Origin of the sequence: Pseudomonas sp. SWI44 (assembly GCF_002947915.1) — a bacterium.
In the GTDB taxonomy this organism is placed as follows: domain Bacteria; phylum Pseudomonadota; class Gammaproteobacteria; order Pseudomonadales; family Pseudomonadaceae; genus Aquipseudomonas; species Aquipseudomonas taiwanensis.
In genome coordinates this window covers 1,156,990-1,176,743 of the sequence record NZ_CP026674.1, presented here as the reverse complement: position 1 = coordinate 1,176,743, position 19,754 = coordinate 1,156,990, and the positions used below count along the sequence as shown (strand labels likewise).

Genomic DNA, 19,754 nt, shown 5'->3' with positions numbered 1-19,754 from the left:
CCTTTTGGTGCATCCGTTTCACGTTTAGCGAGAAACTTTCGCGGTCTAGCGATTTTGAGCGTTTGGGGGCATCAATCCCAGCTCAACGCACCACCCGTCTGGTACTCGATCACACGGGTTTCGAAGAAGTTCTTCTCTTTCTTCAAGTCCATGATCTCGCTCATCCAAGGGAACGGGTTGGTAGTCCCAGGATACTCTTCCTTCAGGCCAATCTGGGTCAGGCGACGGTTTGCGATGAACTTGAGGTAGTCCTCCATCATCGCGGCGTTCATGCCCAGTACGCCGCGTGGCATGGTGTCACGGGCGTATTCGATCTCCAGCTGGGTCCCTTGCAGGATCATCTGGGTGGCTTCTTCCTTCATCGCCGCATCCCACAGGTGCGGGTTCTCGATCTTGATCTGGTTGATCACGTCGATACCGAAGTTCAGGTGCATCGACTCGTCACGCAGGATGTACTGGAACTGCTCGGCAACGCCGGTCATCTTGTTGCGGCGGCCCATCGACAGGATCTGGGTGAAGCCGCAGTAGAAGAAGATGCCTTCCAGCACGCAGTAGTAGGCGATCAGGTTGCGCAGCAGCTCTTTGTCGGTTTCGACGGTACCGGTGTTGAATTCCGGATCGGAGATGGCGCGGGTGTACTTCAGGCCCCAGGCGGCTTTTTTAGCGACCGACGGGATCTCGTGGTACATGTTGAAGATCTCGCCTTCATCCATGCCCAGTGACTCGATGCAGTACTGGTAGGCGTGGGTGTGGATCGCCTCTTCGAACGCCTGGCGCAGGATGTACTGGCGGCACTCGGGGTTGGTGATCAGGCGGTACACGGCCAGGGCCAGGTTGTTGGCCACCAGCGAGTCAGCGGTGGAGAAGAAGCCGAGGTTGCGCATCACGATGCGGCGCTCGTCTTCAGTCAGGCCGTCCATGCTCTTCCACAGGGCGATGTCGGCGGTCATGTTGACCTCTTGCGGCATCCAGTGGTTGGCGCAGCCATCGAGGTACTTCTGCCAGGCCCAGTCGTACTTGAACGGAACCAGCTGGTTGAGGTCGGCGCGGCAGTTGATCATGCGCTTTTCGTCAACGCGAACGCGGGCGCTGGAGCCTTCCAGCTCGGCCAGGCCTTCGGCGATGTCGAGGTCGTTCAGGGCGGCCTTGGCGCGCTTGACTGCGTCGGAGTCGTCGGCGGTGGCTACTCGGGCTTCCTGGGCGGCGGCATCGCCGGCGCTGTCGAGCTTGTCCAGGGTGGCGGCAGCGGCCTGCGCAGGGGTGTTGCCTTTTGCGGCGACTTCGCCGTCTTCCTTGTCGAATTCGTCCCAGCTCAGCATGGTTTGGCTCCTGCTTGAGGGTCGCCCTGGGGCAACCGGTTGGATAGTAAGAATGTGATGCCTGACGCAAGGCCGTTACGGCGAATGGACAGCTCGAGAGGCTGACTCTCGTTACATCTGAGTGTGTTCTGGCTTGTACCTGGCCAGTCCTCGCAGAGGGGCCAGGACAATAGAATGGGCCCTTTTCAGAGGGGGCGCAGTATACCGGATTTCGCCTTCGATCGGGGTGCGTGTCGCGCGGGCGAGGGTAACTTTTTCGACCGGTTTTACGCGCGTCCGTTCACGAAGCTCGTGTCGTTTTCTACGGTGAAAGAGTGTAGCGGCAAAAACAAACAAGCACTACATATTGTGCCTTATTATTTTTTCTGCACAGGATATTGGGTTGGCGCCACCGCTTGTAGAAGCGGCTTCATGTCGCGGAAGGGCTTGCTAAGCGGGCCCCCAATCGCATTGATGACGCCGAGATCAGGGGCGCGCCTCGCGACCCTTTCGCGATACAAGGCCGCTACCAAGAACACCGAGTCAACTGCGCTGCTTATGCAGCGTTTCGACGATATGCGTCTTGGGATGCCTGCGTGCTTCTTCGACCGACGTGAAGCGGCCGGTTTCAGCGTTGCGACCGATCTTGCGTATTGCCACTTGTTTCCGCGCCATGAGGATGTCCTTCTTGGAGAGGGGTCTGTCCCTTTTACCGAAGCGCCAGAGCGCAGGGCAAAGGGTGAGGTTTCTCCGTGACGCGGATACAAAAATGCCGCAAGGGGCACCCAAAGGCACCCCTGCGGCACTGAGCCTTACTGGCAGGCTTCGCAGTCAGGCTCGTCGATCGCGCAGGCCTTCGGCACTGGCGCAGGGCCGGCAGCCTGGACCGGGGTGCTGTCGCCACCGCTGGAAACGGCGTTGAGTTTGCCGGTGTTGATGGTCGACTTCTCGGTGCTGGTCGCGGCCAGGGCACGGAGGTAGTAGGTGGTTTTCAGACCACGGTACCAGGCCATGCGGTAGGTCACGTCCAGCTTCTTGCCCGAGGCGCCGGCGATGTACAGGTTCAGCGACTGAGCCTGGTCGATCCACTTCTGGCGACGCGAGGCGGCGTCGACGATCCACTTGGTCTCGACTTCGAACGCGGTGGCGTAGAGGTCCTTGAGCTCCTGCGGGATACGCTCGATCTGCTGCACCGAACCGTCGTAGTACTTCAGGTCGTTGATCATGACCGAGTCCCACAGGCCGCGGGCCTTCAGGTCGCGCACCAGGTACGGGTTGATCACGGTGAATTCGCCCGACAGGTTCGATTTCACGTACAGGTTCTGGTAAGTCGGCTCGATCGACTGCGAAACGCCGGTGATGTTGGCGATGGTCGCGGTCGGCGCGATGGCCATGATGTTCGAGTTGCGAATACCTTTCTTGACGCGCTCACGCACCGGCGCCCAATCCAGCGACTCTTCCAGGTTGACGTCGATGTACTTGGCACCACGGGCCTCGATCAGGATCTGTTGCGAGTCCAGTGGCAGGATGCCTTTGGACCACAGCGAGCCCTGGAAGGTCTCGTAGGCACCGCGCTCGTCGGCCAGGTCACAGGATGCTTGGATGGCGTAGTAGCTGACCGCTTCCATCGACTTGTCGGCGAACTCGACGGCAGCGTCCGAGCCGTAAGGAATGTGCTGCAGGTACAGCGCATCCTGGAAGCCCATGATTCCCAGGCCGACCGGACGGTGCTTGAAGTTCGAATTGCGCGCTTGCGGCACCGAGTAGTAGTTGATGTCGATCACGTTGTCGAGCATGCGCACGGCGGTCTTGACGGTACGCGCCAGTTTCGCGGTGTCCAGCTTGCCATCGACGATGTGGTTCGGCAGGTTGATCGAACCCAGGTTGCACACGGCGATTTCATCGGCGTTGGTGTTCAGGGTGATCTCGGTGCACAGGTTCGAGCTGTGGACCACGCCCACGTGCTGCTGCGGCGAACGCAGGTTGCACGGGTCTTTGAAGGTCAGCCACGGATGGCCGGTCTCGAACAGCATCGACAGCATCTTGCGCCACAGGTCTTTGGCCTGGATGGTCTTGAATACCTTGATCTTGTTGTACTCGGTCAGGGCTTCGTAGTACTCGTAACGCTCTTCGAAGGCCTTGCCGGTCAGGTCGTGCAGATCAGGCACTTCCGATGGCGAGAACAGGGTCCACTTGCCGTCGTCGAAGACGCGCTTCATGAACAGGTCAGGGATCCAGTTCGCGGTGTTCATGTCGTGGGTACGACGACGATCGTCACCGGTGTTCTTGCGCAGTTCGAGGAATTCCTCGATGTCCAGGTGCCAGGTTTCCAGGTAGGCACACACGGCACCCTTGCGCTTGCCGCCCTGGTTGACGGCAACGGCGGTGTCGTTGACCACTTTCAGGAACGGCACGACGCCCTGGGATTTGCCGTTGGTGCCTTTAATGTAGGAGCCCAGTGCCCGTACCGGAGTCCAGTCGTTGCCCAGGCCACCGGCGAATTTCGACAGCATGGCGTTGTCGTGGATCGCGTGGTAGATGCCCGACAGGTCGTCCGGGACGGTGGTCAGGTAGCAGCTGGACAGCTGCGGACGCAGGGTGCCGGCGTTGAACAGGGTCGGGGTCGAAGCCATGTAGTCGAACGACGAGAGCAGGTTGTAGAACTCGATCGCACGGGCTTCCTTGTCTTTCTCTTCCAGCGCCAGGCCCATGGCCACACGCATGAAGAACACCTGCGGCAGCTCGAAGCGCACGCCATCCTTGTGGATGAAGTAGCGGTCGTACAGGGTCTGCAGGCCCAGGTAGGTGAATTGCTGGTCACGCTCGTGGTCGATGGCCTTGCCCAGACGCTCCAGGTCATAGCCTTTCAGGGCCGGGTCCAGCAGCTCGAACTCGACGCCTTTCTCGACATAGGCCGGCAGGGCTTTGGCATACAGCTCGGCCATTTCGTGGTGGGTGGCGCTGTCGGCCACGCCCAGGAAGCCCAGGCCTTCGGCACGCAGGGTGTCCATCAACAGGCGGGCGGTGACGAACGAGTAGTTCGGCTCGCGCTCGACCAGAGTACGGGCGGTCATCACCAGGGCGGTGTTGACGTCCTTGATGGCCACGCCGTCGTACAGGTTCTTCAGGGTGTCGCGCTGGATCAGCTCACCATCGACTTCGGCCAGGCCTTCGCAGGCTTCGCTGATGATGGTGTTCAGACGGGCCATGTCCAGCGGTGCCAGGCTGCCATCGGCCAGGGTGATGCGGATGGACGGGTGCGGCTCGACCACGGCGTCGGTGTGGGCGCGGGTGGCACGCTCCTTGGCGCGTTGCTCGCGATAGATCACGTAGTCACGGGCAACTTTCTGCTCGCCAGCACGCATCAGGGCCAGTTCGACCTGGTCCTGGATTTCTTCGATGTGGATGGTGCCACCCGATGGCATGCGACGCTTGAACGTGGCGGTGACCTGCTCGGTCAGGCGCGCGACGGTGTCGTGGATGCGCGACGAGGCAGCGGCGGTGCCGCCTTCAACTGCGAGGAACGCCTTGGTGATGGCCACGGTGATCTTGTCGTCGGTGTAGGGGACGACAGTGCCGTTGCGCTTGATCACGCGCAGTTGGCCAGGGGCGGTGGCAGCCAGATCCTGGTTGGAATCGGCGGCCTGCGGCGCCTGGGCCTGCGGGTTCTCGCGAGTTGTCTCGGTTTGCATGGGTGGGTGTCTCCACAGTTTCTATATTGTTCAGGCGCCTTTTGGGCGCCCACCGTTCCGTCCGCTTGCTCGATGGCCCAGGGGGATGCGACGTGCACGCGCATCCGCCCGCTCGGGCGTACCGACTTCGGGACAGACTCAGGAATAAGGGGCAATAACCTGCCGCTCCCTGGCCGAAGTCAAAGGTTCTGGGCGTTGCCCAAAATCTGTTGCTGATGGATGTCAGGCTTGGCCTGCAACACCCATGCCCGAACAATGCCCTGCATGGGCTTGCCTCGGACGCCTCCGCAGGAGCGGTTTGGCTGCTGAAATCACCTGAAGTTCAGCCAGAAATTTCGCTTGAAATCCTGCGCCGACTTGTGTTTGTGATTTTGCGCGAACCCCAATATCTAGTGGTTCGCTGCGATGGGGATACAAGATAATGCGGTATCGGGGCCTTTGCAAGGATGGCGACTGTGGATAACTTGTGCGTACTTTGTGAGTGAATAGTGGGTATGCGCTGTAGGCCTTGTACCAAGAGGTTTGCACTATTTTTCTGCGTCTCGCTGCCCCCGGGCAGAATTTTGCGGGCGCGAACCCTATCACAAAAATCGGTTCAGTCGAGGGCCATTTCGGGTGAGGCTGGCAGTGTCGTGGAGCGGGCCGTAGTATCCGCAGCAAATGTGTCAGTTGTGCAGGCCTTTTCGCGGGTCAACCCGCACCCACAGGTCAAGCGCAGGCAGTCAATAAAGAACAACAACCAAGAGACCCGGCCATGGACCAGCCACCGAACCGCATCCTCATCGTCGAGGATGACCAGCGTCTTGCCGAGCTTACCGCCGAATACCTGCAGGCCAACGGCTTCGAGGTGGCGGTGGAGGGCGACGGCGGGCGCGCCGTGCGGCGTATCGTCGACAGCCAGCCAGACCTGGTGATTCTTGACCTGATGCTGCCAGGTGAGGATGGCCTGAGCATCTGCCGCCGGGTGCGCGGTCAGTATGCCGGTCCGATCCTCATGCTCACCGCCCGCAGCGACGAGCTCGACCAGGTCCAGGGCCTGGACCTGGGCGCTGACGATTATGTGTGCAAGCCGGTACGCCCACGCCTGTTGCTGGCGCGGATCCAGGCCCTGTTGCGGCGCAGCGAAGCGCCAGACAGCAAGCGTCCGGACCTGGCCTTCGGCGGGTTACGAATCGACAACCGACTGCGCGAAGCCTGGCTCAACGATCAACTGATCGACCTGACCGGCGCTGAATTCGATTTGCTCTGGTTGCTCGCCAGCAATGCCGGCCGGGTACTGTCCCGCGAACAGATCTCCACGTCCTTGCGTGGTGTCGGCTATGACGGTCAGGACCGCTCCATCGATGTGCGCATTTCCAAGATACGCCCCAAGATCGGTGACGACCCCATCCACCCGCGATTGATCAAGACCCTTCGCAGCAAGGGCTATCTGTTCGTCGGCGAGGGCCCATGAACAACTCGATCTTCCTGCGTATCTATGGCGGCATGCTTGCCGTGCTCGTGCTGGTGGCGGTGCTTGGTGTGCTTAGCCTGCACCTGGTCAACCAGGTGCGCGCCAGTCAGCACCGTGAGAACCTTGCCCAAGGTACCTTCAGCCTGATGGCCGATAACCTGGCCCAGCAGTCCGAGGTCGAGCGCAAGCGTTCGCTAGTGATGTGGGAGCGTTTGCTGGGGGTGCCATTGTCGCTGCAACCGATGTCGGCGCGCACCTTGGATGGCGGCCAGCGGGCGCGCCTGTACCGTGGTCTGGTGGTGGTGGTGAAGACAGGGCCGCATGCCGCCCAGGTGTTGCGCAAGGTGGGTGGCGAAGAGCTGCTGCTGGTGGCGCAGGTCAGCCAGGTCAGCGAGCAATTGGCGCGGGCCACCCTGTACCTGCTGGCCGACGAGCTGGTGCGTTACCCGGTGACCGAGCAGCAACGGCGCCTGGCCGAAATCAAACAGAGCAAGGGGTTCGGCTTCGACATCGCCCTGCAGCGCCTGGAGCGGGTCGGACTGGACGACGACCAGCGGCGGCGGGTGGAGGAGGGCGATACGGTCATGGCGCTGGGCAAGGACGGCGACTCGATCCGGGTGTTCGCCGGCTTGGCGGGTTCGCCCTGGGTACTGGAGATTGGCCCGCTGTACCAGCTCAACCCCTACCCGCCACAGCTGCTGATCCTGATCACTTTCCTGGGCTTGTGCCTGATTGGCCTGGTGGTTTATCTGCTGGTACGACAGCTGGAGCGGCGCGTTTCAGGGCTGGAGATCGCCGCCACGCGCATCGCCCAAGGCAGCCTGGATACCCGCGTGCCGGCAGGTGACGCCGACTCGGTGGGGCGTCTGGCCGCTGCGTTCAACGGCATGGCCGAGCACCTGCAACGCTCGTTGAGCATGCAGCGAGAGCTGGTGCGGGCAGTCTCCCATGAGCTTCGCACCCCGGTGGCGCGCTTGCGTTTCGGCCTTGAGATGATCGAAAGCGCCAGCACCGAACAGGCCCGCGCCAAGCACCTGGCTGGCATGGACAGTGATATCCAGGACCTGGATAAACTGGTCGATGAGATGCTGACCTACGCCCGACTGGAGCAGGGCGCGCCAGCGCTGAAGTTCCAGCGGGTCGACCTGGATGCCTTGCTCGATCGGGTCATCGAAGAGTTGGCGCCGTTGCGCGCGGACGTGAGCGTAGTGCGCGGGGAGTGCCAGTGCGATGCCGAGCAACAGGCGTGGGTCGAGGCCGAGCCCCGCTACCTGCACCGTGCCTTGCAGAACCTGGTGGGCAATGCCCTGCGTCATGCCGGCTCGCAGGTGCACGTGAGCTACCAACTGGGTCAGCAGCGCTGCCGTATCGATGTGGAAGACGATGGGCCTGGCATTCCCGAAGGTTACTGGGACCGCATCTTCACCCCGTTCACCCGCCTGGACGACAGCCGCACCCGTGCCTCGGGCGGGCATGGCCTGGGGCTGTCGATCGTGCGGCGGATCATCTACTGGCATGGCGGACGAGCAACGGTAGGGCGCAGTGAAGCACTGGGCGGCGCATGCTTCAGCTTGAACTGGCCCCGCGAGCAAGCGCCGCTGTAGGCCTCAGACGCTGATCAGGCTGAGCAAGTGGCCTTCGTGCTGGCAGAACTGGCCCTCCAGCTCGATACCGTGGCGCCACTGGGCGGAGAGGTCGGTGAGCAGGCGCAGGCGGGCCGAGCCCTCCGAGGACCACTCCAGCAGTTCGGCGTGTTCGAAGTAGAAGCGCTGTCCGGTCAGGGGGTACAGGGCCTTGAACAGACTTTCCTTGAGCGAGAACGTCAGGGTGACGGTCAGGCTTAGCTGGCGCCGGTCCAGGCGCTCGAGCTCTGCTGGGGTCAGGATTTCGCCCATCAGGCGTTCGGCGCGCTCGTCGTCGAGCAGGCTCTCCTGATCCAGCCCCAGTCCCTGGCAACTGCCATCGGCAGCGACCACGGCGGCAGCCCAGCCCTTGCCGTGGGTGATCGAGCCGTGGATACCCGGGGGCCAGATCGGCGAGCGATCCTCGTGGGTGCCGGGCACATAGTCACGACCATCCAGGCGTTGCAGCGCGGCCCGGGCGCATACGCGTCCCGCCAGGTATTCGGCCTGGCGCTTGGCGACCGAGCGCTGAAGGCTGGCGCTTTGCGCGATGCCGGCACGCTGGAAGTCGTCGGCGGCCAGGCGCGCGGGGTCGAAGGCGCAACTGACCAGCACCGCGCCGGGGAGCGGGCTGGGGAGGGGCCAGTGGTACTGGAGCGGGGCGCAGCAGTTTGGAAGTGTGTTCATGGCGGTATTGTGCCAGTGCCGAAGGCTCTTCGGGAGTCGCCCAATCGCCCTGTGGCTGGCCATAACCTCTGAGACGCCGGCGAACCTGCCGTAGGGAAGTAGAGACTGTGCGCTCGAATGCACGGGTGAACTTTGCGTTTAAAACAACTGGAACGAAATTCAGACGCAGCCGACATACGGTCGGCTCTCGGTTACGTAGGCTTTGGTCATTCACCTTTCGGGAGATTCGTCCATGGCTGTCAACGGATACATGAGCATCGTCGGTGAACGACAAGGCCTGATTTCGGCAGGTTGCAATTCGCAGCCGTCCATTGGTAACAAATGCCAGTCTTTGCATCAGGATGAAATCTTGGTGCTGGCTTACAGTCACGAGCTTGCCAATCCAGGCAGTACACAACGTGCCATCCATCGTCCAGTGATGATCACCAAGCTGGTTGACAAGGCCAGTCCCTTGTTGGCCCAAGCCGTGGACAGCCGCGAAGTGGTCCGCTGTGACATACACCTTTATCGCTTTCATCCAGCGGGTCATCAGGAAAGGTACTTTTCGGTAAAGCTGGAGGGCGCCGTGATCGTCGCCCAGAGTTTTGATGTCCCACACGCGATATTGATGTCCGATCAGGAGGCCGAAGAGCGGCTGCTCATCAGTTATCGCTCGATCAGTTGGATTCATCATACGGCTGGGACGACGGGGCATGCTGCCTGGGAAGAAACGCCATGAGTCGCCAGGACGATTTTGGCGAGCGTCTGGATCAAGCGTTTTGGGAGCTCAACACAGCTGCCTCCGGGCTGGTTGGCTACGGCTGCAGCGTCAGTGCGCGTTACCTGCAAGATCGCGGATTGCGTATGCAATTCAATCGGGAGTTGGCGTATTACGCGCGGCGGGTCCTGGACGATGTCATCCAGCGGCGCATCAGCCCGGAGGAGGGGCTTGAGCGCATTCAGGCGGAACAAAAGAGTTTGTTCTCGGAGGCCCATCGTGTTTTCACGCAGGTTGGTGGCATAGCCGGTGGTGTTTCGCAGGTATCCACAGGTCTGACGAGTTGTATAGGCAGCCTCGGTGCAGCGTGCGTGTTCCATGGAGGGCCCTTGATCGCACATGGCGGAAACAATGTCTATGAGAATGCCTTGGGGTTGTATGAAGGGCGCACTGATGTAGTGGGGCCTGTCCGAGAAATATATCAGGATGCCGCCAAGTCAATGGGGTATGGCGAGCGCGAGGGGAACATTGCTTATTACAGTGCTGATCTCATTTTTTCTGGGCGGGCTTTGTGGCACAAGGTTCCTAGGAAAGGCGCTTGGCGTCTTTATAAATATTTGGATACCGACAAGGAGCGAAAGTACAGGCAGCTAGGAATCAAGGGGCTTTCACTTGAAATTGGCGCGTCTGTATTGACGTTTAAGCAACTCATGGAGGAGTACAGTAAATGAAGTTGGTTGGTTTTCTGGTCTTTGTCGTATGCGATGTGATTCTGAGGTTGATACTGAATAGGTCATTTTTCAGAGAGCTGGTCAGTGGATGGAAGGTGTTTTTTGCACTTGCTTATTGCTCAATCATGGGGTGTGTTTATAGGGAAGTGATGGGGGGGGAAGGGGTGTTTGGGTTTTCCCAAGAATCCCCTCACCCCGTCGAAGCTTGGACTGTCATTATCCTCTGCGGTGTCATGGTATTTTTCCATATATGGGCGTTCACTTCGAAATTGGACGATTAGGGGCCGCCCCCTGATGCGCTGGTTCGGCCCCAACAATCCTCAATCAAACGCCTTCTTGAAAAACGCCTGCATGTCCGCCCACGAGCTTTCGTCCGCCGCCTTGTTGTAGCCGATGTCCGGCCCGCCATGCTCACCATGGCTCATGCGGTCTGCGTCGGGGTTGGTGAAGCCGTGCTTGGCGCCTTGGATGGTGACGAATTCGTAACTGACCCCGGCCCTGTCCATTTCCTCCTTGAACGCCGTGACCTGTTGCTCGGTGACGATGCTGTCGGCCGCGCCGTGCTCGACCAGGATCTTGGCCCTGACCACGCCGGGCTTGGCTGGTGTCTGGGTGGCCAGCGGACCATGGAAACTCACCACCCCATCGAGTTTCTCCCCACGCCGTGCGGCGTCGAGCACCACCTTGCCGCCGAAGCAGTAGCCGATGGCGGCCAATTGGTGCTTGTTGGTGTTCGGCTGAATCTTCAGCAGTTCCAGACCCGCGTCGAAGCGCTTGATGGCACCCTCGGGGTCCTTCATCGCGGCCTCGAGGAAGGCCTTGGCCTCATCCGGATGCTCGGTGTGCTTGCCATCGCCATACATGTCGATGGCCAGCGCGTTGTAGCCCAAGGCAGCCAGGTCACGAGCCCGGCGCTTGGCGTAATCGTTCAGCCCCCACCACTCGTGCACCACCAGAATACCCGGGCGCTTGCCTTCGACGGCATCGTCATAGGCGTAGTAGCCAATCAGGCGATTGCCGTCGGTATCCTGGTAGGGGATCTCACGGGTCTGTACCGCCGCCTGGGCCACGGCGGCGCTGCACAACAGGGTCAAAGCCAGCAGGGCACGCATGCTCAGTACTCCTTGTTCAGCAAACGGTTCGTTCAGCCCTGGTTCAGCCAGGGTTCAGCCGCGGTTCAGGGCGCTCTGCTTACTCTAGCTTCCAGACAGAAACAGCGCACCCAACTGGAGTACGAATCCATGAAAACGCTCAATTCCCTGATTGCCGCCATGGCCGTTTGCGCCGCAGGTTTCACCGTGACCGCCCAGGCCGACGACAACTTCGCCAGCCTGACCTATGGCCAGACCAGCGACAAGGTCCGCAAGTCCGGCCTGCTGCAAAGCAACACCGACCACCTCAATGCCGACGGCATCATCGGCAAGGACGACACCTGGGGCGTGCGCCTGGGGCGGATCAACGACCAGGGCCGCTACTACATGACCTACGACAACGTCTCGGGTGACCACAGCGGTTACAAGCTTCGCCAGGAAAACCTGCTCGGCAGCTACGACCTGTTCCTCCCGGTGGGAGATACCACCAAGTTGTTCGGTGGCGCCAGCGCGGGCATGACCAAGCTCACGCAGGACTCCCCGGGTGCCCGTCGTGACACGGACTACGGCTACGCGGTCGGCTTGCAGGCCGGTGTGATCCAGGAGCTGACCGATAGGGCTTCGGTTGAACTGGGCTACCGTTATCTGCGCAGCAATGCCAGCACCGAAGTCGGCGACCATGGTGGGCCTAAGGATGGCACCCTGCGCCTGACCAGTAGCGCCCAGACGTACCTGTCGGCCAACTACAAGTTCTGAAGACCGTTGCATGTCGCATCACTGGTAATCTGTAGCAGCCTGATCGCCGGCAAGCCGGCTCCTGCAGGGACAGCACCGCCCTGGTAGGAGCCGGCTTGCCGGCGATAGGGGCGCTACAAGCAGCAAATGACAAGGAGAACCCCCATGAAACTGCTGGTGGTCGAGGACGAAGCGCTGCTGCGCCATCACCTGCACACCCGCCTGGGCGAGAGCGGCCATGTGGTCCAGGCCGTGGCCGATGCCGAAGAGGCGCTGTACCAAGCCGGGCAATACCACTTCGACCTGGCCATCGTCGACCTGGGCTTGCCGGGCATGAGCGGGCTTGAGTTGATCGGCCGGTTGCGCGGCCAGGACAAGACCTTCCCCATTCTCATCCTCACCGCGCGCGGCAACTGGCAGGACAAGGTCGAAGGCCTGGCCGCCGGTGCCGACGACTATCTGGTCAAGCCGTTTCAGTTCGAAGAGCTGGAGGCACGCCTGAACGCCTTGTTGCGTCGCTCCAGTGGTTTCACCCAATCCACCATTGCCGCCGGGCCGCTGGTGCTGGATCTCAACCGCAAGCAGGCCACCCTGGACGACAACCCCTTGAGCCTGACGGCCTACGAGTACCGTATTCTCGAGTACCTCATGCGCCATCATCAGCAGGTGGTGGCCAAGGATCGGCTGATGGAGCAGCTCTACCCGGATGACGAAGAGCGCGACCCGAACGTTATAGAAGTGCTGGTCGGTCGCCTGCGTCGCAAGCTCGAGGGGGACCGTGGGTTCAAACCGATCGATACGGTACGCGGGCTGGGCTACCTGTTCACCGAGCGCTGCCGATGATTCGTTCACTGCGGGTGCGCCTGATGCTGGCAGCGGCATTGCTGGCACTGCTGTTCATGCTGGCGTTGCTACCGGCGCTGCAGAAGGCGTTCAGCCTGGCGCTGCAGGAATCCATCGAGCAGCGTCTGGCGTCGGATGTGACCACGCTGATTTCCGCGGCTCGCATCGAGCACGGCCAATTGCAGATGCCGACGCTGTTGCCGGACGAGCGCTACAACCTGCCGTACACCGGATTGCTGGGCTACATCTTCGACCGGAGCGGCCAGTTGGTCTGGCGCTCGCGCGCCACGGCCGACCAGAACATCAATTACCAACCGCGCTATGACGGGCGTGGCAACGAATTCGCGCGTATTCGCCAGCGCGATGGCGAGGAGTTTTTCGTCTACGACGTGGAAATCAAGTTGCTCGGCGGCCAGAGCGCGGCCTACAGCATTGTCGCCTTGCAGTCAGTGCGCGAGTACCAGCACACCCTCGATGGCCTACGCGAAAAGCTCTACCTGGGCTTCGGTGCGGCCTTGCTGGCCTTGCTCGGGTTGCTCTGGGCGGGTTTGACCTGGGGCCTGCGCTCGTTGCGCAGGCTCAGTCACGAGCTGGATGAGGTGGAGGCGGGCACGCGTGACGGGCTCAGCGCTGAGCATCCCCGCGAGCTGTTGCGCCTGACCGGGTCGCTCAACCGCTTGCTGCGCAGCGAGCGTGAGCAGCGCCAGCGCTACCGCGACTCACTGGGCGACCTGGCGCACAGCCTCAAGACTCCGCTGGCAGTCTTGCAAGGGGTGGGCGAAAGCCTTGGGCAGGGCAGTGGCGAGCGCGAGCAGGGGCGGGTCTTGCAAAGCCAGATCGAGCGCATGAGCCAGCAGATCGACTACCAGCTGCAACGCGCCAGCCTGCGCAAGAGTGGCCTGGTGCGCCACAAGGTCCTGCTGCGGCCGGTGCTCGACAGCCTGTGCAGCACGTTGGACAAGGTCTATCGGGACAAGCGTGTGCACGTTGACCTGGACCTTGCCGAGCAGGCGTTCGTGCCGATGGAACAGGGTGCCTTGCTGGAGTTGCTCGGTAACCTCTTGGAGAACGCCTACCGGCTATGCCTGGGCAACGTCCGCGTAAGCCTTCGGGAAGCCCCAGGGCAATTGGTGCTGTGCGTCGAGGACGATGGGCCCGGCGTACCGGCAGATCAGCACCAGCGCATTCTGCAGCGCGGAGAGCGGTTGGACCGCCAGCATCCGGGGCAAGGTATCGGGTTGGCGGTGGCCAAGGACATCATCGACAGCTATGACGCGCAGCTGAGCCTGGAGGCGTCGGCGCTGGGGGGCGCAGCGTTCCTGATCATCTTCCGGCTTGATTGAGCCGCTGGCAGTGCCGGCCCCATCGCCGGTGCGGGCGGATTCCCGCCAACCACCCTGTTCAAATTCCGCCATCGGGCGGAAATCCGCCAGGCCTTCCGGATTTTTCTGCCCTGCTCTTGGGCGTTTTCACCTCGTGAATACAGGGTTTGCACCCATCATGGGCATTTTGGCATCGCCCTTGCTATTGGACTTGTCAGAGGCCTGCCCAGGCAGCTCGAACACAACGACAAATCCCTCCGGGTGCAGGAGGGTTAGCGATTCAGGTGCCCCGACACCCTGGGAAGGGTGAAGCCGGCACACTTGAGGAAAATTAGCCATGACGACACGTCAGCCGCTGTACAAGTCCCTGTATGTCCAGGTGATCGTTGCCATCACCATCGGCATCCTGCTCGGCCATTTCTACCCCGAAACCGGCGTCGCCCTTAAGCCTTTGGGTGATGGTTTCGTCAAACTGATCAAGATGGTCATCGCGCCCATCATCTTCTGCACCGTGGTCAGCGGTATCGCCGGCATGCAGAGCATGAAGTCGGTCGGCAAGACCGGCGGCTACGCGCTGCTGTACTTTGAAATCGTTTCCACCATCGCCCTGATCATCGGCCTGGTAGTCGTCAACGTAGTCAAGCCGGGCGCAGGCATGCACGTCGACGTCAGCACCTTGAATGCCAGCAGCGTGGCCGCCTATGCCGCCGCCGGCGCGCAGCAGACGACGGTCGGCTTCTTGCTGAACATCATTCCGAACACCATCGTCGGCGCCTTCGCCAACGGCGATATTCTGCAAGTGCTGATGTTCTCGGTGCTGTTCGGCTTCGCCCTGCACCGCCTGGGCAGCTACGGCAAGCCGGTGCTGGACCTGATCGACCGCTTCGCCCATGTCATGTTCAACATCATCAACATGATCATGAAGCTGGCGCCGGTCGGTGCATTCGGCGCCATGGCCTTCACCATCGGTCAATACGGTGTGGGTTCGCTGGTACAGCTGGGCTACCTGATGGCCTGCTTCTACATCACCTGCCTGCTGTTCATCCTCATCGTGCTGGGCGGCATCTGCCGTGCCCACGGCTTCAGCATCCTCAAGCTGATTCGCTACATCCGTGAAGAGCTGCTGATCGTACTGGGTACTTCCTCTTCGGAGTCGGCCCTGCCACGCATGCTGGCCAAGATGGAGCGTCTGGGCGCCAAGAAGTCGGTAGTCGGCTTGGTCATCCCGACCGGTTATTCGTTCAACCTCGATGGCACCTCCATCTACTTGACCATGGCTGCGGTGTTCATCGCCCAGGCTACTGACACCACCATGGATATCACCCATCAGATCACCTTGCTGCTGGTGCTGCTGGTGGCTTCCAAAGGTGCCGCGGGCGTAACCGGATCGGGCTTCATCGTCCTGGCGGCCACCCTGTCGGCTGTTGGCCACCTGCCAGTTGCCGGCCTGGCGCTGATCCTCGGTATCGACCGCTTCATGTCCGAAGCCCGCGCCCTGACCAACCTGATCGGCAACGCCGTCGCCACCGTGGTCGTGGCAAAATGGGTCAAGGAAATGGACAACGACACCCTGGCCGCCGAACTGGCATCCGGCGGTGCGCCGCTGATCGACACTCGTCCGACCGACGACTTGGGTGTGGCTGAAGGCCCGGCCCGTTGATCGAGCGCTTGTAGTGTTGAAAAGCCCATCTTCGGATGGGCTTTTTTTGTTCTGTTTTTAGGGGGGAAATGTCCTACCCGAGAAGTGTGTTTTTCGCGCCTGTACGTCCGATTGGTTACCTGATGTCTGTCAGCCGTTGTTGCTAGATTCGACCTCACTGCAATGGCAACGCGAACGTTGTTTCGCATTACAGCAGGTTAAATTTTCGGCTTTACAGGAATTCAAGGTAATGACTCAATCCAATGATCTGAATAACCACACCGACAGTGTACTTGTCGGTGGCAAGGGCAATGACCGCCTGGTGGGCGGAGATGACGCCGACGTCATCCTCGGTAAAGGTGGCGACGATGAGCTGGAAGGTGGCGACGGTCCTGACGTCCTGCGTGGCGGCAAGGGTAGCGACGTGATCGACGGCGGCAAGGGCCACGATTACCTGCATGGCGGCAAGGATGACGATGTCCTGATCGGCGACACTGGCAACGATGTCATCTTCGGCGGCCAGGGCGATGATGCGATCGAAGGTGGGCCTGGCACCGATATTCTCAGTGGTGGCAGGGGGGCTGATCTGTTCGTGTTCGCCAAGCTGGTGGACATGGGCGTTGGCCAGAAGCGCGATATCATCACCGACTTCAACGGTGCCGAGGGTGATCGCGTCGATCTGCGAGGCTTGGCGCAATCCTCGGGGCTGGAGTCCCTGACCTACATTGGCAGCGAAGCGTTCACCGACAAAGGTCAGATCCGTTTCGAAAACGAAATACTGTCGGGCAGCATCCATGGCCCCCAGGTAGATTTCGAGATTCAATTGGTCGGTGTGAAGACCTTCACCGCTGACGATCTGCTGCTCTGATCGTAAGCCCCACGGCAACTGGACGAGACGTTTCGCTGCCGCCGGGGTCACTCGACGCGGGTTTCCCCGCTGTAGACCAGGATTTCCCGGCACCGCCGGCACAGATAACGCCGACCCTGGCGCACCAGCTTGTGCCGCTGGGCGGTGAACGGGAAATCACTCCCCGGGCACGGGCACCGATAGATGTACCGTGTCGCCACCCGCCGCTGCACTTCATAGTTATGGCACCGATGAGGGGGCAGTTCATACACCCCGCGCATGATCAACTGCCATTCCTCGCCATGGGCCTGGATCCGGTCCCCGAACAATTGATGAGCGACCAGGTGCGCCACTTCGTGCGCCACGGTCTGGCGCAGGAAGTCTTCCTGGTTCTCACGGTACAGTTGAAGGTTGAAGCGCAGCAGGTTCTCGTGCAGGTGGGCGACGCCAGCTTTCTGCCCGCGCAGCTTGAAACTGACTTCGGGGCGTGCAAAGGGGCGTTTGAAGAAGGCTTCGGCTTGCTGGTAACAGGTTTCGACGCGTTGTTTGAGCAGCTCTGGCATGGCGGGGTGGTTCTCCTGACCGGGCATTATGCCGCAAGCAAAAGCGGCTTGCCGAGCCGCCGGTCAGCAGACAGCCAAAGGCCGCCTTGCGGCGGCCCTTGGTTTGATGCCCCAGTGTTGGTTGGATCTAGTTGGTGTAAACGGGCCCCACGCCCAAGCCCCAGATGATGACCGTGGCGGCCATGATAGCCACCAGGACCACCAGCCCCACTGCCAATACCGAACTCGAGAACAGGAAGCCCTCGTCGGACGGTATGTTCATGAAGGTCGGCAAGCCGACATACAACAAGTAGACGGTGTAGCAGATGGCCGCGGTGCCGATCAGCATGCCCAGCCACAGGTGCGGGTAGAGTGCCGCCAGGCCGCCGAGGAACAGGGGGGTCGCGGTGTAGGTGGCAAAGGCGATGCATTGCGCCATGGAAGGGTTGGCGTCGTAGGTGCGGGCCATCCAGTGAATGAAGGCGCCCATCACCGCCACCCCGGCGAGCATCGCCAGGTAGGACATGATGCTCATCCACAGCGCGCTTTCCATGGTCAGCATCACCGCCGGCCTGTCGCCGATGACCCAACCGACCTGGGTAGTGCCGATGAATGCCGATACGGCAGGGATCGCTGCCAGGATCAAAGTGTGTGTCAGGTACATGTGGCTGATGCTTTCTTCCTCGCCACGAATTTCCCGCCATTCCTGGTCGGGATGAGTAAACAGCCCAACAACGTGATGAATCATGCCGGTCACTCCTCTCAATGTTGCCAACCGCCCCCCAAATGGAGCGCAAGCGGCCTGAGGCCTGAACACCGATGCAAGCGGTAATGTGGCCTTAAGTCGCAGTATAGGAAGCCGTTCCACGCACAAAACCGACTTTTTAGAGCAAATTGCGCTGTCAAGACGGGTGTTGATTACCTTGGGGCCTTTATCGGAATTGCATGTCTTTCACTGGCTAAGCCCTACGCCCAGGCTCGGTTTGTGCGTAAAATAGCCGGCTTTTGTCACACCTCGCGGATCCAAGCGCTATGGGCACCCTCTCGGTCAACCAGAACAAACTGCAAAAACGCCTGCGTCGCCTCGCTGGCGAAGCCATCACCGACTACAACATGATCGAGGATGGCGACAAGGTCATGGTCTGCCTGTCCGGCGGCAAGGACAGCTACACCATGCTCGACGTTCTGTTGCACCTGCAGAAGGTGGCGCCGATCAAGTTCGAGATCGTCGCGGTGAACATGGACCAGAAGCAGCCAGGCTTCCCGGAGCACGTGTTGCCGGCCTACCTGAAGGCGCTGGGCGTCGAGTACCACATCGTCGAGAAGGACACCTACTCGGTGGTCAAGGAGTTGGTGCCAGAGGGCAAGACCACCTGCTCCCTTTGCTCGCGCCTGCGCCGTGGCACCCTGTACACCTTCGCTGACGAGATCGGCGCGACCAAGATGGCTCTGGGCCATCATCGCGACGATATCGTCGAAACCTTCTTCCTCAACATGTTCTTCAACGGCGCCCTCAAGGGCATGCCGCCCAAGCTGCGTGCCGACGATGGCCGCAATGTGGTGATACGCCCATTGGCCTATTGCAGCGAGAAGGACATCCAGGCCTACTCCGACATGAAGGCGTTCCCGATCATCCCGTGCAACCTGTGTGGTTCGCAGGAAAACCTGCAACGCCAGGTGGTCAAGGACATGCTGGTGGAATGGGAGCGCAAGCACCCTGGTCGTACCGAGAGCATCTTCCGTGCATTGCAGAACGTGGCGCCCTCGCAGCTGGCCGACCGCAACCTGTTCGACTTCACCAGCCTGAAGATCGACGAGAACGCCACCCCGCGCTTCCTCGACGTGCTGAACATCTGAGCCCATGCGCGACTACCAGTGGCTGCACACATACTGCCTGAACCGCTTCGGCTCGGCCCAGGCGCTGGAGACGTTCCTGCCACAGCCCAAGTCGCCGGAGCAGTTGCGTGACATCAGCGATGACCGCTACCTGTCGACCCTGGCCCTGCGGGTGTTCCGTGCTGGACTGAAGCACAGCCTGGTGGATGCCAAGTGGCCGGCTTTCGAGCAGGTGTTCTTTGGCTTCGACCCAGAGAAGGTCGTGCTGATGGGGGCCGAGCACTTGGAGCGGTTGATGCAGGACGAGCGCATCATCCGCCACCTGGGCAAGCTCAAGAGCGTGCCACGCAATGCGCAGATGATCCTGGACGTGCAGAAGGACAAGGGCAGCTTCGGTGCGTTCATCGCCGACTGGCCGGTAACCGACATCGTTGGTTTGTGGAAGTACCTGGCCAAGCATGGCAATCAGTTGGGCGGCCTTTCGGCGCCGCGTTTTCTGCGGATGGTGGGCAAGGATACGTTCATCCCCACCGAGGATATGTCAGCGGCATTGATTGCCCAGGGCATCATCGACAAGGCGCCGACCAGTCAGCGAGACCTGGCGTTGGTGCAGCAAGCGTTCAACCAGTGGCACGAAGAGAGCGGGCGGCCATTGTGCCAGCTGTCGGTGATGCTGGCGCATACCGTGAATCATTGAGGCTTTCGGGGCCGCACGGCGG

The 19,754-nt window shown here is 61.0% G+C and carries 18 protein-coding genes; 11 read left to right on the top strand and 7 right to left on the bottom strand.

Features of this window, described 5'->3' with window-relative positions:
* Positions 1-71: 71 nt before the first annotated feature.
* From C4Q26_RS05755 to C4Q26_RS05750, 3 genes are all read right to left on the bottom strand, one after another.
* Positions 72-1,319, bottom strand: coding sequence for a ribonucleotide-diphosphate reductase subunit beta (locus tag C4Q26_RS05755; protein WP_023379115.1), 1,248 nt, complete (start codon positions 1,317-1,319; stop codon positions 72-74).
* A 522-nt stretch (positions 1,320-1,841) separates the two neighbouring features.
* Entirely contained in the window at positions 1,842-1,973 is a 132-nt protein-coding gene (locus C4Q26_RS28280; RefSeq protein WP_256583383.1) for a hypothetical protein, read from the bottom strand.
* A gap of 137 nt (positions 1,974-2,110) precedes the next feature.
* The gene (locus tag C4Q26_RS05750; protein ID WP_023379116.1) at positions 2,111-4,990 is read right to left on the bottom strand and encodes a ribonucleoside-diphosphate reductase subunit alpha; all 2,880 of its coding nucleotides are present in this window, start codon (positions 4,988-4,990) and stop codon (positions 2,111-2,113) included.
* Positions 4,991-5,744: 754 nt separating this feature from the next.
* Between C4Q26_RS05750 and C4Q26_RS05740 the strand changes: the two genes are divergently transcribed.
* Complete coding sequence (locus C4Q26_RS05740) at positions 5,745-6,443, top strand: response regulator transcription factor (RefSeq protein ID WP_023379117.1); 699 nt, start codon at positions 5,745-5,747, stop codon at positions 6,441-6,443.
* The gene (locus tag C4Q26_RS05735; RefSeq protein WP_104882874.1) at positions 6,440-8,047 is read left to right on the top strand and encodes an ATP-binding protein; all 1,608 of its coding nucleotides are present in this window, start codon (positions 6,440-6,442) and stop codon (positions 8,045-8,047) included. Before C4Q26_RS05740 ends, C4Q26_RS05735 begins: the two co-directional genes overlap by 4 nt.
* A 3-nt stretch (positions 8,048-8,050) precedes the next feature.
* Here the strand turns inward: C4Q26_RS05735 and C4Q26_RS05730 are convergent, their stop codons facing one another.
* On the bottom strand, positions 8,051-8,752 hold the full coding sequence (locus tag C4Q26_RS05730; protein WP_023379119.1) for a 4'-phosphopantetheinyl transferase: 702 nt from the start codon (positions 8,750-8,752) through the stop codon (positions 8,051-8,053).
* A gap of 232 nt (positions 8,753-8,984) precedes the next feature.
* Here C4Q26_RS05730 and C4Q26_RS05725 point away from each other — a divergent pair, with 232 nt between their 5' ends.
* Together C4Q26_RS05725 and C4Q26_RS05720 are read left to right on the top strand one after the other, a co-directional pair.
* Positions 8,985-9,470 (top strand): Hcp family type VI secretion system effector, encoded by a 486-nt coding sequence (locus C4Q26_RS05725; RefSeq protein ID WP_104882091.1) that lies wholly within the window; start codon positions 8,985-8,987, stop codon positions 9,468-9,470.
* Complete coding sequence (locus tag C4Q26_RS05720) at positions 9,467-10,180, top strand: DUF4225 domain-containing protein (RefSeq protein WP_104882873.1); 714 nt, start codon at positions 9,467-9,469, stop codon at positions 10,178-10,180. The genes C4Q26_RS05725 and C4Q26_RS05720 overlap by 4 nt, the downstream gene beginning before the upstream one ends.
* 320 nt (positions 10,181-10,500) lie before the next feature.
* On the opposite strand, the gene C4Q26_RS05710 is transcribed toward C4Q26_RS05720, so the two are convergent.
* Complete coding sequence (locus tag C4Q26_RS05710; protein WP_023379123.1) at positions 10,501-11,292, bottom strand: dienelactone hydrolase family protein; 792 nt, start codon at positions 11,290-11,292, stop codon at positions 10,501-10,503.
* 129 nt (positions 11,293-11,421) lie between these two features.
* Between C4Q26_RS05710 and C4Q26_RS05705 the strand changes: the two genes are divergently transcribed.
* The 5 genes from C4Q26_RS05705 to C4Q26_RS27835 all read left to right on the top strand — a co-directional run bounded on the left by C4Q26_RS05705 (position 11,422) and on the right by C4Q26_RS27835 (position 16,678).
* Positions 11,422-12,027: an outer membrane protein gene (locus C4Q26_RS05705; protein ID WP_023379125.1), complete on the top strand. Its 606-nt coding sequence runs from the start codon at positions 11,422-11,424 to the stop codon at positions 12,025-12,027.
* Between the two features lie 144 nt (positions 12,028-12,171).
* Positions 12,172-12,849 carry a response regulator gene (locus C4Q26_RS05700; RefSeq protein ID WP_023379127.1) on the top strand — a complete coding sequence of 226 codons (678 nt, stop codon included), beginning with the start codon at positions 12,172-12,174 and terminating at the stop codon, positions 12,847-12,849.
* Positions 12,846-14,192, top strand: a complete 1,347-nt coding sequence (locus tag C4Q26_RS05695) for an ATP-binding protein (RefSeq protein WP_104882872.1) — start codon at positions 12,846-12,848, stop codon at positions 14,190-14,192. Before C4Q26_RS05700 ends, C4Q26_RS05695 begins: the two co-directional genes overlap by 4 nt.
* A 316-nt stretch (positions 14,193-14,508) precedes the next feature.
* Positions 14,509-15,831 (top strand): dicarboxylate/amino acid:cation symporter, encoded by a 1,323-nt coding sequence (locus C4Q26_RS05690; protein WP_023379130.1) that lies wholly within the window; start codon positions 14,509-14,511, stop codon positions 15,829-15,831.
* A 229-nt stretch (positions 15,832-16,060) separates the two neighbouring features.
* Entirely contained in the window at positions 16,061-16,678 is a 618-nt protein-coding gene (locus C4Q26_RS27835; protein ID WP_023379131.1) for a calcium-binding protein, read from the top strand.
* 47 nt (positions 16,679-16,725) lie between these two features.
* Here the strand turns inward: C4Q26_RS27835 and C4Q26_RS05675 are convergent, their stop codons facing one another.
* Positions 16,726-17,220, bottom strand: a complete 495-nt coding sequence (locus C4Q26_RS05675) for a SprT family zinc-dependent metalloprotease (RefSeq protein ID WP_023379132.1) — start codon at positions 17,218-17,220, stop codon at positions 16,726-16,728.
* A 127-nt stretch (positions 17,221-17,347) separates the two neighbouring features.
* Positions 17,348-17,947 (bottom strand): Yip1 family protein, encoded by a 600-nt coding sequence (locus tag C4Q26_RS05670; RefSeq protein ID WP_104882089.1) that lies wholly within the window; start codon positions 17,945-17,947, stop codon positions 17,348-17,350.
* 284 nt (positions 17,948-18,231) lie between these two features.
* Between C4Q26_RS05670 and ttcA the strand changes: the two genes are divergently transcribed.
* Together ttcA and C4Q26_RS05660 are read left to right on the top strand one after the other, a co-directional pair.
* Positions 18,232-19,056 carry a tRNA 2-thiocytidine(32) synthetase TtcA gene (gene ttcA, locus C4Q26_RS05665; protein ID WP_023379134.1) on the top strand — a complete coding sequence of 275 codons (825 nt, stop codon included), beginning with the start codon at positions 18,232-18,234 and terminating at the stop codon, positions 19,054-19,056.
* Between the two features lie 4 nt (positions 19,057-19,060).
* Positions 19,061-19,732, top strand: coding sequence for a DNA-3-methyladenine glycosylase I (locus C4Q26_RS05660; protein WP_023379136.1), 672 nt, complete (start codon positions 19,061-19,063; stop codon positions 19,730-19,732).
* The last annotated feature ends 22 nt before the right edge of the window (positions 19,733-19,754 follow it).